Origin of the sequence: Pontibacter sp. HSC-36F09 (assembly GCF_024171605.1) — a bacterium.
Taxonomy (GTDB): Bacteria; Bacteroidota; Bacteroidia; order Cytophagales; family Hymenobacteraceae; genus Pontibacter.
The window spans coordinates 23,928-37,957 of the sequence record NZ_JALKAA010000005.1 but is presented as its reverse complement, the minus strand read 5'-3'; the positions used below and the strand labels follow the sequence as shown (position 1 = coordinate 37,957).

12 protein-coding genes and 2 tRNA genes are annotated in these 14,030 nt (G+C 50.8%); 4 read left to right on the top strand and 10 right to left on the bottom strand.

From position 1 onward, the window contains the following. Window position 1: 1 nt before the first annotated feature. From L1278_RS14640 to L1278_RS14620, 5 genes are all read right to left on the bottom strand, one after another. Window positions 2-1,168: a hypothetical protein gene (locus tag L1278_RS14640; protein ID WP_253405700.1), complete on the bottom strand. Its 1,167-nt coding sequence runs from the start codon at window positions 1,166-1,168 to the stop codon at window positions 2-4. A 168-nt stretch (window positions 1,169-1,336) separates the two neighbouring features. Further along, window positions 1,337-1,409, bottom strand: a tRNA-Thr gene (locus L1278_RS14635). A gap of 22 nt (window positions 1,410-1,431) precedes the next feature. Next, window positions 1,432-1,504 (bottom strand) — tRNA-Thr (locus L1278_RS14630). Window positions 1,505-1,634: 130 nt separating this feature from the next. Then, window positions 1,635-3,782: a DUF349 domain-containing protein gene (locus L1278_RS14625; protein ID WP_253405699.1), complete on the bottom strand. Its 2,148-nt coding sequence runs from the start codon at window positions 3,780-3,782 to the stop codon at window positions 1,635-1,637. A gap of 26 nt (window positions 3,783-3,808) precedes the next feature. Beyond that, window positions 3,809-4,378 (bottom strand): YqgE/AlgH family protein, encoded by a 570-nt coding sequence (locus tag L1278_RS14620; RefSeq protein WP_253405697.1) that lies wholly within the window; start codon window positions 4,376-4,378, stop codon window positions 3,809-3,811. 276 nt (window positions 4,379-4,654) lie between these two features. Here L1278_RS14620 and pdxH point away from each other — a divergent pair, with 276 nt between their 5' ends. The 4 genes from pdxH to L1278_RS14600 all read left to right on the top strand — a co-directional run bounded on the left by pdxH (window position 4,655) and on the right by L1278_RS14600 (window position 8,564). Beyond that, window positions 4,655-5,305: a pyridoxamine 5'-phosphate oxidase gene (pdxH, locus tag L1278_RS14615; RefSeq protein ID WP_253405695.1), complete on the top strand. Its 651-nt coding sequence runs from the start codon at window positions 4,655-4,657 to the stop codon at window positions 5,303-5,305. 59 nt (window positions 5,306-5,364) lie between these two features. Further along, window positions 5,365-6,663 carry a DUF1015 domain-containing protein gene (locus tag L1278_RS14610; protein ID WP_253405694.1) on the top strand — a complete coding sequence of 433 codons (1,299 nt, stop codon included), beginning with the start codon at window positions 5,365-5,367 and terminating at the stop codon, window positions 6,661-6,663. Then, complete coding sequence (locus L1278_RS14605; RefSeq protein WP_253405693.1) at window positions 6,629-7,210, top strand: Maf-like protein; 582 nt, start codon at window positions 6,629-6,631, stop codon at window positions 7,208-7,210. Before L1278_RS14610 ends, L1278_RS14605 begins: the two co-directional genes overlap by 35 nt. A 166-nt stretch (window positions 7,211-7,376) precedes the next feature. Continuing rightward, entirely contained in the window at window positions 7,377-8,564 is a 1,188-nt protein-coding gene (locus L1278_RS14600) for a class I SAM-dependent rRNA methyltransferase (RefSeq protein ID WP_253405689.1), read from the top strand. Window positions 8,565-8,678: 114 nt separating this feature from the next. Here L1278_RS14600 and L1278_RS14595 read toward each other — a convergent pair whose 3' ends face one another. The 5 genes from L1278_RS14595 to L1278_RS14575 all read right to left on the bottom strand — a co-directional run bounded on the left by L1278_RS14595 (window position 8,679) and on the right by L1278_RS14575 (window position 14,029). Next, window positions 8,679-10,070: an rRNA methyltransferase gene (locus L1278_RS14595; RefSeq protein ID WP_253405687.1), complete on the bottom strand. Its 1,392-nt coding sequence runs from the start codon at window positions 10,068-10,070 to the stop codon at window positions 8,679-8,681. Window positions 10,071-10,121: 51 nt separating this feature from the next. Continuing rightward, entirely contained in the window at window positions 10,122-10,526 is a 405-nt protein-coding gene (locus L1278_RS14590; RefSeq protein ID WP_253405685.1) for a (deoxy)nucleoside triphosphate pyrophosphohydrolase, read from the bottom strand. Window positions 10,527-10,563: 37 nt separating this feature from the next. After that, window positions 10,564-11,553, bottom strand: coding sequence for an acyltransferase family protein (locus L1278_RS14585; RefSeq protein ID WP_253405683.1), 990 nt, complete (start codon window positions 11,551-11,553; stop codon window positions 10,564-10,566). Window positions 11,554-11,638: 85 nt separating this feature from the next. After that, window positions 11,639-12,628, bottom strand: coding sequence for an NAD(P)H-dependent glycerol-3-phosphate dehydrogenase (locus tag L1278_RS14580; RefSeq protein WP_253405682.1), 990 nt, complete (start codon window positions 12,626-12,628; stop codon window positions 11,639-11,641). 9 nt (window positions 12,629-12,637) lie between these two features. Continuing rightward, window positions 12,638-14,029 (bottom strand): efflux RND transporter periplasmic adaptor subunit, encoded by a 1,392-nt coding sequence (locus L1278_RS14575; protein WP_253405681.1) that lies wholly within the window; start codon window positions 14,027-14,029, stop codon window positions 12,638-12,640. Window position 14,030: the final 1 nt, after the last annotated feature.

The window sequence follows — 14,030 nt, the reverse complement described above, 5'->3', positions numbered from 1 at the left end:
CCTATTTAATGATCGGTGCGCGCTTAAACTCTTTCTCGCGGTCGAAGAGGAAACGATAGGTCACATACGTTTTGAGGACGCGGCTGCCTACCTGCTCCACCACCTTCATCATTTTCGGGTTAAAGTCCCCGATCCAGTTCATTTGCAGATCGTAGTAAGGTATGTTGGGGTTGCCTTGTACCAGCTTGGCTGCAGACACCACCATAGCGGCCTCTACGCCTTTTCCCTGGCACTCCGGCGTGATGCCGAACACAATGCCATACATCGTCTTGCAGGACCCTCTCCAGCGGTGGTAAATGAATTTGATTTTGCCCCACGTATCCAGTTTCCCGTTCACGTGTTTGAATAGCTGATTCAGCTCAGGTATAGCGATGAAGAATCCGGCGGGCTCTCCTTTGTGGTAGGCGAACCAGATGATCTTTTCGTCCAGCACTGGTTTCAATGCCTTCATGATAGACTTGGCTTGCGCTTCACCCATGGCTTTCACGCCTTCGTGCTTCACCCAGCCTTTGTTGTATACGATCCGGAAATCCTCGGCATATTTGTCCAGGTTGTTTTTGTCGATGTGCTGAAAGGTATAATCCGGGTCAGACAGGATGCGTTGCGCCTTTTCATGGTATTCCGGCGTAAGCGGATCTTCTACAGTACGGTAGTAAACGTACTGATTGAAGTATAGCTGAAAGCCGTAGTTCTCGAACAGTTGCTGGTAGTAGGGATGATTGTAATTCATGCAATAGGTAGGCTCCAGGAAGCCGTCCACCAGCAAGCCCCACCACTTGTCCCGTTCCCCGAAATTGATCGGGCCATCCATGGCTTCCATGCCTCGTTCCTGCAACCAGTGGCGGCAAGCCTCGAAAAGTGTGTTGGCCGCCTGCTGATCGTTTATACAATCAAAGAAGCCCATGCCGCCGGTCGGCTGCTCAAAGGAGTTCGCTGTTTTCTTGTTGATGAAAGCGGCCACCCTGCCGATAGATTCCCCTTCTTCGTCCTTTAAAATCCAGCGGATTGCTTCACCGTCACGCAGGAGCTTGTTTTTCTTAGGGTCGAATACCTGGTTCACATCCTTGTCAAGCGGGCGGATATAATTCGGGTCTTTGCGATAAAGCCTTATTTGTACTTTAAGAAATTCTTCGGCCAGTTCGGGAGTGTTTACTTCAATCAGTCGCATAGGATGTATTCGGTGCTTGGATGATTCCCCAAAATAAGTCATAAAACTTGAAAAAGCATATATAGCCTCAGTTGTTAGGAACCAAAAACGTTGAGAGGGACAGCAGATGTGGAAGTTGGAAGGGTATAAATACAAAAAAGGCTTCAGAAAAATCTGAAGCCTTTTAAGAGCCCCCAGTCGGAATCGAACCAACGACCTACTGATTACAAGTCAGTTGCTCTACCAGCTGAGCTATGGAGGCGGTAAAAGTGCAAATAAAGTTGAGCCCCCTGCCGGGATCGAACCAGCGACCTACTGATTACAAGTCAGTTGCTCTACCAGCTGAGCTAAGGAGGCGATACTTTATTTATGTTGCCCTATCGTTCTAAAGCGTTGCAAAGGTATAATAAGGTTTTTAATATACAAACACCCGTTACTGGATTTTTCGCGCTTTTGCGATAAGCTTTTGAGTATCAAACAGAAATTTTTATCTTCTGAAAGCGGCCAGCTGCCGTTGCAGGATATCGATGCGTTTCTGCGTGTCATCAATGCGGCCTTCATATTCCTCGCGTAGTTTATCGGCGTTCTTGGAACGGGCAAAGAAGTCGAGGTTCGTGCGCAGGGTCTGTATATCGTTCTGTAGCTGGCCAATTTCGCGACGAATTGTCTGTTCTTTCTGGTATAGCTTCTGCGAAGCATCCGGACTGTTTTTCAGGCGGTCCACCTGCAACTGCGCCACGATGGTCATACGTTCGTCGTAAGGCAGGTCAGGAACACGCTCCAGGTACCGTTCCATCAGAGAAAGGAATCGCTCCTCTACCCGCGTGTTCACACGCTTGTTGCTGGCATCCAGGGTGTCCCATTCTGCTACGATCCTGTTGAAGTCATCCAGTGAAGTCGTCGTGTTGGGTTGTGTCAGTTCCTCCGTTATACGGTCGCAAAGGGCCAGTTTTTCAGAAGAGAGTTTTTCCATTTCGGCACCCTTCTGCTGTTCCTGGGCCTGCTTGCGGTCGAAGAACTCGTTGCAAGCCGCTCTGAAGCGCTGCCAGATCTTATCAGAATGCTTATCCGGCACGCGGCCTATGGTCTTCCACTTCTTCTGAAGCTGGATCATTTTCTCTTTGGTCGTATTCCAGTCGGTGCTTTCCTTCAGACTCTCGGCCTGCTCACACAACTCCGTCTTCAGGCGCAGGTTCTGTGTTTTCTGCTCATCCAGGCCTTTAAAGAATTGGTTCTTGTGCTGGAAGAAAGCCTTGTAGTTGCCCCAGAAATTTTTGTTAACCTCTTCAGCGTATTCTTTCGGTACAAGGCCGGCGCTGTCCCACTCTTCTTTGAGCTTCTGGATCTCGTCCGTCTTGTCACGCCATTCGTTGATGCGGTCTGTGTTAAAGTTCTGGAACTCCTGCAAACGGGCCAGCAGCCCGCGCTTCTTCTCCAGGTTAGCCATCTCAATTGTTTTGCGCTCTTCCATGTACGAACGGCGCTGCTCGTGCACTTTCTCTGAAGCCTGAATAAAGCGCTCCCAGATCGCGTCGCGCTGCTCGTTCGGCACAGGTCCTATGTTCTTCCACTCTTCATGCAAATGGCGCAGTTCCTGGAGGGCTTTGTTGATGGAAGGCTCGTTCTGAAGGGCCTCGGCACGTTCTATCAGCTGCATTTTGGCATCCAGATTGCGGCGCCTGTCCAGCTCCTTCATTTCGAAGAACATGCTGCGGTTGTTGTAGAAGATGTCGAGCAGGGCATGGTACGAATCCCACAGTTCTTGCGCTTCACCTGGCGGCACGGGTCCGATGCTCTTCCACTCGCCCTGCAGCTTCTTCAGTTCGTCGCTGCTGTTTTTGGTTTCTGCAGACTCCACCAGGGTACGCAGTTGCTGTAGCAACTCGCGCTTGCGCTCCAGGTTGCGAACGCGCTGTTCTTCACTGAGCTGCCGGTCCTGGTAGCGAGCCTCCCGGTAAGCGGCATAGAGCTGCTCGAGTTCTGTGTGCGCTACAGGCGCATGGTAGTCAAAGTCTTCTTCGGTGCCTCCTTCCTGTCGGAAACGATCAAGTGCCTGGCCCTTTTCAATTTGAAACTTATCCTCGTACTGGCGATGGATTTCCTGTATCTTTTTGTACTTGCGCTTTGCGTCAGGCACTTTGAGAAGTTGGGTCAGGTGATGGCGTATATCCTCCAGAGGCATCTGGCTGTAATCTGTGTGGTCGTCCTCATCCAGCTCTTCTTCGTCGTGGTGCTCATCAGCAGGCACTACAGGCGCCTTCGTATCGGTTGCCTCAGGTGCTGCCGTGGTGGCAGATGAATTAGTATCTGTTGTTTCCGTTGGAGGGGCTGCTTCTGTAGCTGGTGCCTCAGGGAGGTTTGCTTCAGCAAATACCTCGGTTATTTCTTCTGTTTCTGATGTCTCCTCCTCGGAAGCCAGTGCTGGGTTGATTTCAGGCTGGACTTCTTTGGGCACACCTGCATCGGATGGCTTGTCCTGTGCGCTTTCCTTCTGTGCGTTGATCTCGGCGAGGCGCTGTTCTACAATGTCCATCGGAGACGAGGCCTGTTGCCCGTTGGCTTGTGCTTCGTCTTGTGGCCGGGGCTTGTTGGCCTCAGCTCCGTTTGCGTCGGTGTGCTGTTTATCAGTTGTCATGACTTCAGTTTTTAGTCCACTTTTTGTCAGTTCAGGCGGGGGTCTACCGGGTAGTTTGAAAGTACCTTGTATTTTCCGCCCATTTGGCGCAATATGTTCCGCCAAAGTGTATCTGCTTCCAAATTAAATAATTTATTCGCAGCATTGTTGTTTACGATCCAAACATTTTTGTCGATCTCCTCCTGCAACTGGCCGGGTGTCCATCCGGAGTAGCCAAGAAAAAACTTGATATCTGCCGGTGTCACCTCGCCGGTGCCAATCAAAGTGCGCAGCGATTCGAAGTCGCCCCCCCAATATAGGTTGTTGTTCAACTGCACTGCCTGAGGCAAGTCCGCTATCTGGTGTACGTAGTGCAGGGTGTTGTACTGCACTGGCCCCCCTATACCTAATTCGGCCTCAAAGGTATCGTTATATACATCAACCACATCAGACAGCTTAAGGTTTGACAAACGGTTCAGTACCAGCCCAAACGTTCCCTCCCCTTCCACGTGGCTGCAGATCAAAACCACGGTGCGCTCAAAATTGGGATCACCCAGGTATGGCTCCGATATCAGAATACTGCCGTTTTGTGGTTTATTCTCGCTTTCTTCCTCCATTGTTTTCCAGGGTTTAATTGCTTTACCTTACATAAACTTCTGGCCTGGCAGGCCTGGCAATTGCTATTTATACCTATTACGGAAACAACACATAAGGGTACAAATCCTGTCAAATGCCAACAGCGTTCAAAAACATCCGCCTTTCCACATAAAGTCTGCCAACACTGGAAATAAGTCTTCTAATTTTATAAAATATTTTTAAATTATTGCAATATTAATTAAAATTTAAGCCTCAGCCGATTATTTTATAATTTTGGGCAAATCATCGCTTTCGCTATGCCGCTCCAACACAACATTGCCTCTATCCGGAAGAACTACTCCCGGCAGGCGCTTACAGAAGAATCCGTTTCCAACGACCCGCTCGACCAGTTTAAGCTATGGCTCAACGAAGCCATTCTTTCTGAAGTGCTGGAGCCAACTGCGCTCGTGCTGTCCACTGTGTCGGCCGATTGCCGGCCTTCGGCGCGGGTGGTGCTTTTAAAGGAGGTCTCTTCTGATGGTTTTGTGTTCTTCACCAATTACGACAGCCGCAAAGGACAGCAGCTGGCCGAGAACCCATACGCATCGATCACCTTTTTCTGGGCGGAGTTGGAGCGGCAGGTGCGTATAGAAGGAACGATTGGGAAAGTGACAGAGGATGTGTCGGATGTGTACTTCCACAGTCGGCCGCGCGGCAGCCAGATCGGGGCCTGGGCCTCGCCTCAGAGCCGTGAAATTGAAAGCCGTTCGGAATTGGAACAGGCGGAGGCGAGGTATGAAAAGGACTTTGCCAACCTGGACGTAGTGCCGCGACCGCAGCACTGGGGAGGCTATGTACTGAATCCCGATCGCATCGAGTTCTGGCAAGGCCGTCCTAACCGCTTGCACGACCGCATCGTGTTTGAGAGAGCCGATGCACAGTGGTCCCGCAAACGTCTAGCTCCCTGATTTTATACCTGAAAAACTTATACCGCTAAGAGCTATACCTATACCTGTAAGCAAACCTGATGGCCGAAATATTACCCATTAAAGCGTGGCGTTACAAAGAAGAGCTGAGCCAGTCGATTGAAGAACTGACCTCTCCCCTTTTCGATGTGGTGTCGGCAAAACAGCGGGAAGCGCTGTACCAAAACCCGATCAACAGCATTCACCTCTCGGTTCCTCGTGGCGAAACGCCAGCCGATACCGCGGCCGACATGCTGCAGGAATGGAAAGCCACCGGTACGATCGTGCAGGACCCGCTGCCCAGCATTTATGTGTATTACCAGTATTTCAGGCTGCCCGGCAACGACCGCGAGTACTGCCGCAAGGGATTCATTTGCCACATCAAAGCCTATGACTGGAACGAGGGCGTGCTCCTGCGCCACGAAAACACGATACCAAGTGCCGTGAATGATCGCATCGATCTCCTGGATAAGACGCTGATGAACACCAGCGCTACTCACGGGCTGTATACCGATCCTGATTTCGTACTGGAGCGCTACATGGACGAGAGCATCCAGACGCCGCTTTATGTGACCGAAGACTACCAGGGCGTGCGCGACGTGCTGGCCGTGATCCACGACCACGACGTGATCAGGCACTTCCTGGAGGCGCTTGAATCGCGTCAGGTACTACTGGCCGATGGGCACCACCGCTATGAGGGTTCGCTCGAGTACCGTAAGAAGCGTATGGCTGCTAATCCGAATCACACCGGCACGGAGGCCTACAACTACCACCTGATGTACCTGACCAACACCGAGGCTGACGACTTGCGCATTCTGCCAACACACCGTGTTTTGGAGAGAATAGACCTGACGGACGAGGAGTTTCTGGAGCGCCTGCGTGCTTATTTTGTGGTGACACCCAAAGAGGATGCGTACGAACTCAATGAAGTGATCGTGGGTAAGAACTGGGCCTTCGGGCTATACCTGTCAGGCAATGCCTACAAACTGCGCCTCAAGCCGGAAGTGCACCACCTGATCGATTGGCCAGTTCCCCAGGAAGTGAAAGACCTGGACCTGACTGTGATGCATTATTTCGTTTTCGCAAAGGTGTTAGGTATAGACCGGGAAGCGCAACGCGACTATCCTGGACTGAGTTACGTGCGCAATTTTACGGCATGTGTCAGCCAGGTGGACTCCGGCAAATCGCGTTTGGCCCTGATCACCAACGAGGTTTCGATGGAACAGGTGAAAAGGGTATGTTACAGCGGGGCCATCATGCCACAGAAGTCCACCTTTTTTTATCCGAAAACAATCTGCGGATTCTTATTCAGCTCAATCAAAGAAAATGAATTCATCTCGCCCGATACTGCTTGCCTCTAACTCTCCGCGCCGCAAAGAACTTTTAGCCGGGCTTGGACTTCAGTTTGAGGTGCGGGTGAAAGAAGTGCACGAGGATTTTCCGGAACACCTGCAGCGCGAACAAGTAGCTGAGTTTTTGGCCTCCCACAAAGCCGATGCTTATACCTCCGACTTGCAGAACGAAGTACTGATCACGGCCGACACCATCGTTTGCCTGGGTGAGCGCATCCTGAACAAACCTGCCGATGCTTCGGAAGCCTTTGCGATGCTGCGAGCCTTATCCGGAACCCATCATGAAGTGATCACGGGTGTTTGTATCCTGACAAAGAATTCCAAGACCATCTTCCATGATGCAACCAAGGTATACTTTAAAAAGCTGAGTGACGAGGAAATCAACTACTACATAGAGCACTACCAGCCCTTCGACAAAGCGGGTGCCTATGGTATACAGGAATGGATCGGCAAGATCGGGATCGAGAAGATCGAGGGTTCCTATTTTAACGTAGTCGGGCTGCCTGTTCAAAAACTCTATACCTATCTCAAAGACTTGCAGGTTATTGCATTGTAACTGTCTGATACATAAATTATTATTAATACGAAGGTATAGCATAATTAAAATTCCGGTCTTATACGGAACAAATTGCCTGGTCTCTAGCCTTTCATACTACCATACTGCTTTAGCACAAGCATCATTTCAACATCAGCTCATTAAATAATCATCATATTTATATTGGATGCCATATAGCAAATTATACCTGGCCAAAGGAAAAGAACACTCATTGAAGCGTTTTCACCCGTGGGTTTTCTCTGGCGCGATCAAAAGAATTGAAGGAACGGAGCCGCAAGAAGGCGACACCGTAGAGGTATACTCCAACCAGCGTGAATTCCTGGGCATAGGTCATTGGGCGCCGGGTTCCATTGCGGTACGGGTGTTCTCCTTTGAGAAGGTCGAGTCGGATTATGCCTTCTGGAAAAGCAAGGTGCAGCAAGCCTATGACTACCGCAAACGACTTGGCCTGATCGACAATACGCACACCGATGTATACCGCCTGGTATACGCCGAAGGCGATGGCGTGCCCGGCCTGATTGTGGACATATACAAAGACACGGCTGTGATCCAAACCCACTCTGTGGGCATGTATTCGGTACGTGAGTACGTTGCCAAAGCACTGCAGGAAATTTACGGTCCGCACCTGAAAGCGGTATATGACAAGAGCGCAGAGTCACTTCCCGCAAAGTCGCCGGTGCAGGCTGAGAATGGCTATTTGTTCGGCGAGTCGAGTGGTGGCGTGGTGGTGACCGAGAACGAGCACCAGTTTTTCGTGGATTGGGAAAGCGGCCAGAAAACAGGTTTCTTCATCGACCAGCGCGAGAACCGGGAACTATTGGCCCGTTATGTGAAAGACAAGTCGGTGCTGAACACTTTTTGCTATACCGGTGGTTTCTCGGTATACGCCCTCAACGCCGGTGCCAAAGAGGTACACTCAGTTGACGTGTCGAAGAAGGCGATTGAGCTAACGATCAAAAACGGAGAACTGAGTCAGGCTCCTGATCGCCACGAAGCCTTTGCCGTCGATACGTTTGAGTTCCTGAAAGGAAAGGAAGACCGCTATGATGTGATCATCTTGGACCCTCCTGCTTTTGCCAAGAGCCAGAAAGTGCGGCACAATGCCGTGATGGGCTACAAGCGTCTGAACGCCGAGGCCATGAAGCGCATCAAACCGGGCGGTATCCTGTTCACCTTTTCGTGCTCTCAGGTGGTAGATAAGTACCTGTTCAACAACACGGTGATGGCAGCCGCCATCGAGGCCGGCCGTAACATCAAGATCATGCACCACCTCTCCCAGCCCGCCGATCATCCCATTTCTATCTTCCACCCCGAAGGCGAGTATTTGAAGGGGCTGGTGCTGTTTGTGGAGTAAGGAAAGTTTAGGAGTTACTGTGTATTTTTAATTTCTTCAATTGAAACAAATACAAAGGCCCGCTATCATGGTGGGCCTTTTGCTTAAGTATAAGTTCTCTATATTGATAATCTCCTAAACTCCCCAACTCTTAAACTCTAAAACTGAGGGCAATTCCATGCGGATGCGCCATTCTTTAGGATAGTAGTTGTTGAGGCGGCTGCCTACTTGTTTGGCCCAGCCGAGGGGCAAGCCTTCGAATTGCAGCAGAATCCAGTCATTACTGTTGCCGCTGATGCCGATGTCTTCTTTGCGGAGGTAGCGCAGTGCTGCTTCCTGTTCGAGCTCTTCGGTGCGGAATGCTGCTTTGTTGAGGTGCTGCGACAGCGCCAAGTCCTGCAGAGGTTTCAGTTTTTTGCCTTTCGCTTCGGCTATTTCGGTGCCGGCGTGAATCACATACAGGTTCTGGTAAAGCTCGTCTACTTCTTCAAAGAGATTTTCAGTTATAGCCGAGATCACTTCCCCATGCTGCACCCATGCAAAGCGGTCTGGCTCCACTAGCCAATCGTTGACCAGGGCTTGTTCTTTTTTGCCAGCCAGTGACAGCTTATACTTTTTCTTTTTCGTTGATCGCTGTGGCGCCTCATATTCCCCGGCTTTGCGAATAACGCATAAAAAGAAGCCTTCACCCTGCACCTGGTGCGGATAGAAGCGATAGCCGGAAACGCCGTCAAGCGAAGTCGCCTCTACTCCCCATGCCGGGTCCAGCGCAAATGAGAGCGGTTGCGCCTTTTCCTGTTCAGCTAGCCAGGCAATGTTCTGTTCGTTTTCAGCCAGGTTCCAGGTACAGGTACTGTAGATCAGGATGCCGCCCGGCCGTAGGGATTCCCATACGTCCATTAAGATACGCTGTTGGCGCTGGGCGCAGAGGTTCACATTCTCGTCTGACCATTCGTTCATTGCCTGCGGGTCTTTTCGGAACATACCTTCGCCACTGCAGGGAGCATCTACTACCATCACGTCAAAAAACTCAGGTAGGCGGCCGAAGTCGCGCGGGTCGTTATTTGTCACCACTACATTTCCGCTACCCCATTTAGTCACGTTCTCGGCTAGAATACTGGCGCGGCTACGGATTACTTCGTTGGCTACCAACAAACTGTCAGGTGAGATCAGGCTGGCGATGTGGGTCGACTTGCCGCCGGGCGCGCCGCAGAGGTCCAAAACGTGGAGCGACTGGCTGAGATCCACATGCTGACGCAGGGCCTGCTCTAAAAACATGGAACTGGCCTCCTGCACATAGTAGCCCCCGGCGTGCAGGCGAGGATCCAGCGTAAACTGTGGACGCACTGGCAAATAATACCCCGTTTCTGTCCAGGGTATACGCGGCAGGTTTGGCTGTCCAGTCAGCTTGTTTCTGTTTAACCGGATACTGGTGGGCGCGGCTTGTTGCAAGGCCTCCTCAAATCGGGTATAGTCAGAACCCAACTGCCTTTTCATGCGCTGCGCAAATGATTGTGGTAATTCCATCCCCAAAGGTACGGTAATTTGACCTTTTCGTGAAAAGGTTGGCTTTACTTGTTACTCAGAAAATTGTTTTTCTGCCAGCGTCACGAATTCCTGCATAACGGGGATGTCGGCCGGACACCAATCGTAATTGGCCAGATCCTGAGGCACTACCCAGTGGTAAGACCGGTGTTCTTCGGGGTTAATCGCTCCTTTGTTGTACTGGCAAATGTAAGGTATAAGCTCAATGGTTTTGTCGCCGTAGGTATGAACCACAGGCGTAAGCCGCCGCACCGGGGTGATGCTTAGGTTAAGTTCTTCCTGTATCTCCCGTACCAGGCAGGCTTCCTCTGTCTCACCTTCTTCTATTTTTCCGCCCGGGAATTCCCAGAGCATGGCTTGCGGCATGGTTTCGCTGCGCTGGGTGATCAGCACGCGTCCAAACTGCTCGATCAGGGCACAGGTTACTTTTGTAATCATAGCTTAAGGTATAAAGATTATGCGGATGTATGGGCTTTTACTTTGATACTATTTTGCTTAAATATGATTCTGACCAGTAGAACACCATACCTGCCACGAGGCATATCGCCAGACTCAGCGTAATATTTGTATCGTCCTGCACCAGGCCAAAGTAGAGCACCTGTACCAGAAAAATGTGGTAAGATGCTTTGCCAAGGGTCGCCATAGCCTGGAATGCTATAAAGTCTGATTGCCTTGGGAAAGCCAGTATTCCCAGGTAGATCAGCAAAGCCGCATAAGGGAAAGTAAGAAACACCTGCGCCTGCCATTCCGGTCTGAAGTAAGGGAGACTGATACCCTGATATTGATAAAAATACAGGTATACCCCACTGGCAATTCCAGTCAGGATCAAGAGCCAGCTATACTTGTTGTCAGAACTGGTGATCAGACGAGATAGCCACAGGCCTAAGCCAATGGCTGAGAAATACCGGAACAGAGCGGCATCGTAGAGGTAGCGGTCCTCTTCGAAATAGCTAATCTGGTAGGCTACCAGCTGGAAGGCGATCTCGATGAGTACCAGCACCAAAGTCGTACGCACTGGCCAGCAATTAAAGGTATAGCCGATCAGCGGAAGGACTAACAGGGACTGCAGCAAAAGCGTGATAAAGTAATTGCCTTTGCCTGAAACTGGCAGTACTCCGATCAGGTTCTTCCAATCCAAGGTATAGACATCCCGAGCGTATACCTGTTCCCAAACGTAGCCCGCTATCAGAGAGATGCCATACATGATCAAAAGCGGAAAAAGGATGCGCAGAGCTTTCTTCTGGAAATAATGCAAGGTATAGAGCTGACCAAAATGCAGGGTCTTGCTGCCGTAGGACATCCCCAGATTCAAACCCATCAGTACCATAAAAATCGGAACGGCCTGCCAGATGTGAAAGACCGCGTAGCTCGCCACCAGCTGCTCACGCGAGAGCGAGTGCAAGAGAAGCACGGCAATGATGGCCAGACCCTTTAGGATGTCAATTTGCTGAAAATGCTGTTTCATGTGTCAGGCTCGGCCAATTGGCATGGGCTTTAAACGCGAAAGGCACACCACCGGGTATGCCTTTCGCGCTATTTGGCAGCTCAACTTAGGTGAGCTTTTCTTTCAAAATCTCAAACTCCACTGCCGGCGCGATGCGCTCATACAGAATCAGGTATACCGCTTTTGTGATTGGCATATTTACTTTCAGCTTTTTGTTAAGCTCGTAAATGCTCTGCACGGCATAATATCCCTCCGCTACCATATTCATCTCGATCTGAGCTGATTTCACGGTATAGCCGTGGCCGATCATGTTGCCAAAAGTACGGTTGCGGCTGAACTGCGAGTAAGCTGTTACCAGCAAGTCGCCCAGGTAGGCCGAACCGTTCAGGTCACGGTGGATTGGCATGACGGCATGCAGAAAACGCTCGATTTCCTGCATCGCATTCGAGACGAGTACTGCCTGAAAGTTGTCACCATAGTTCAGACCGCGGGCTATACCGCAGGCCAGCGCGATGATGTTCTTGATCACGGCGCAGTACTCGACCCCGTCCAGATCTTCGAGTGGGTTGGCTTTCGTGTAGCGGTTACGCAGCAATTCACAGAAGCGCTCCGCCGTAGGCAGATCATACGAGCCGATGGTCAGGTATGACTGCTTCTCCATCGCCACTTCCTCGGCATGGCACGGACCGGCAATGACCAATTGGTGGCTGTTCGGTACGTTGTACTGTTGACCCAGATAATCGGTGATCAGGATGTTCTGCTTCGGGATCATTCCCTTGATAGCAGAAATCAGCACTTTACCTTCCAAGGCATTTTGCTCCAGACCGCTCAAAGCCTCTTGTATAAAAGCCGCCGGTACTGCCAGTATAACCCAGTCCGCCCCGGCTACGACGCTACGCAGGTCCGTTGAGGGCTTTACGTAGTTCAGGTCGTAAGTCACGCCGCTCAGGTAGCGCGGGTTATGGCGGTAATTGATCAGGTGCTGCACATCGTTCTCGTTGCGCATCCACCAGTGTACCTGCGATTTATTCTCTGACAGGATCTTCACCAGCGCCGAGGCCCAGCTACCCCCTCCTATTACTGCAATTTTTTCCAAATCGGATGTTTATTTTTCTTCACCATTCGCATCAGCCAAAGCTGATTTGTTCAGTGACTTCTCGTCTTTCACGGCCACTTTGGCACCGTCTTTCAGGGTTTTCGAAACAGCTCTGAAAGGACCTGAAACTACCTTCTGTCCTTCTTTCAGGCCGCTTAGGATTTCGATGTTATCGAAGTCGCTGATGCCCGTTTTCACCTTCACAGATTTAACCGTGTTGTTGGCATCATGCACAAATACTACCTCTTCGATCGGGCCGGCAGGTGCTACAGGGGCCTCTTCCGCATTTTTGTCTGCGTCTTTTTCTTCACCATTTTCGCCTTCTGCCTTGGCTGGCTTGTTAGAACGAGTTGTCACTGCCGACAAAGGTACAGATAAAACATTGCTTTTGCGCTCTGTGATGATATCAACTGAGGCGGTCATTCCCGGGCGGAATGGACGCGCGTTCTTATCTGCCAGGTGGCTGTAAGACTCGTTCAGCAAGCGGATACGCACCTCAAATTCGGTTACTGCCTCTAATGATGCTGCGTCTTTCGCTGTGTTCGCAATCGAGGTCACAATGCCTTTGAACTTCTCGTCGCGGCTTGTGTACGAGTCCACTTCCACAATTACGGAGTCGCCCATACCTACCCGGATGATATCGTTCTCGTTCACGTTCACACGCACTTCCATGTTGTTGAGGTTGGCAATGCGCATGATCTCCGTACCAGCCATTTGGGAAGTACCCACCACGCGCTCTCCTCTCTCCACATTAAGTTTTGACACGGTTCCACTTACAGGTGCGTAGATGGTCGTTTTGTTCAGGTTTTCGCGGGCATCGTTCAAAGAGGCCTGCGCATTCTGAATACCAAATTCGGCGGCGCGAACACTCTGCGCCAGTGACTCTATCTCCTGCTTACCGGCTTCGTACTGCGCTTTGATCTGCTGGTACTCGGCTTCAGAGATTACTTTCTGGTCAAACAGGCTCTTGTTACGCTTGTAGTTTTGCTCTACCTGAGTAAAATTAGCACGCGATTGTGCAAGACGCGCCTTTGACTGTGACAGGTTAGCACGGGCTTGGTTTACGCCAGCCGTCTGCATGTCTACCAATGATTTGTAGTTATCGGGACGTATGCGCACCAGCAACTGGCCCTTTACAACAGAGTCGCCTTCCTGTACGGTCAGCTCAATGATCTCACCCGATACGTCCGGGCTGATCTTTACTTCCGTTTCAGGTTGCACTTTGCCTGAGGCGCTTACTTTTTCAACGATCTCGGTGCGCTTGACATCCGCCAGCACGACCTCCGTTCCTTCTTCTTTGCCGATCCAGCCTGCCTTTTTAGCTACAAGAGCCAGTACAAGAATCAGAATCAGTCCGCCTATCAGGGTGTAGATAAGCTTATTAGATTTTTTTGCAGCCATA

What these genes read in the sequence shown, in the direction of transcription:
- L1278_RS14640 (WP_253405700.1), bottom strand. Translation starts at nt 1,168, where the DNA reads ATGCGACTGATTGAAGTAAACACTCCCGAACTGGCCGAAGAATTTCTT.
- L1278_RS14625 (WP_253405699.1), bottom strand. Translation starts at nt 3,782, where the DNA reads ATGACAACTGATAAACAGCACACCGACGCAAACGGAGCTGAGGCCAAC.
- L1278_RS14620 (WP_253405697.1), bottom strand. Translation starts at nt 4,378, where the DNA reads ATGGAGGAAGAAAGCGAGAATAAACCACAAAACGGCAGTATTCTGATA.
- pdxH (WP_253405695.1), top strand. Translation starts at nt 4,655, where the DNA reads ATGCCGCTCCAACACAACATTGCCTCTATCCGGAAGAACTACTCCCGG.
- L1278_RS14610 (WP_253405694.1), top strand. Translation starts at nt 5,365, where the DNA reads ATGGCCGAAATATTACCCATTAAAGCGTGGCGTTACAAAGAAGAGCTG.
- L1278_RS14605 (WP_253405693.1), top strand. Translation starts at nt 6,629, where the DNA reads ATGAATTCATCTCGCCCGATACTGCTTGCCTCTAACTCTCCGCGCCGC.
- L1278_RS14600 (WP_253405689.1), top strand. Translation starts at nt 7,377, where the DNA reads ATGCCATATAGCAAATTATACCTGGCCAAAGGAAAAGAACACTCATTG.
- L1278_RS14595 (WP_253405687.1), bottom strand. Translation starts at nt 10,070, where the DNA reads ATGGAATTACCACAATCATTTGCGCAGCGCATGAAAAGGCAGTTGGGT.
- L1278_RS14590 (WP_253405685.1), bottom strand. Translation starts at nt 10,526, where the DNA reads ATGATTACAAAAGTAACCTGTGCCCTGATCGAGCAGTTTGGACGCGTG.
- L1278_RS14585 (WP_253405683.1), bottom strand. Translation starts at nt 11,553, where the DNA reads ATGAAACAGCATTTTCAGCAAATTGACATCCTAAAGGGTCTGGCCATC.
- L1278_RS14575 (WP_253405681.1), bottom strand. Translation starts at nt 14,029, where the DNA reads ATGGCTGCAAAAAAATCTAATAAGCTTATCTACACCCTGATAGGCGGA.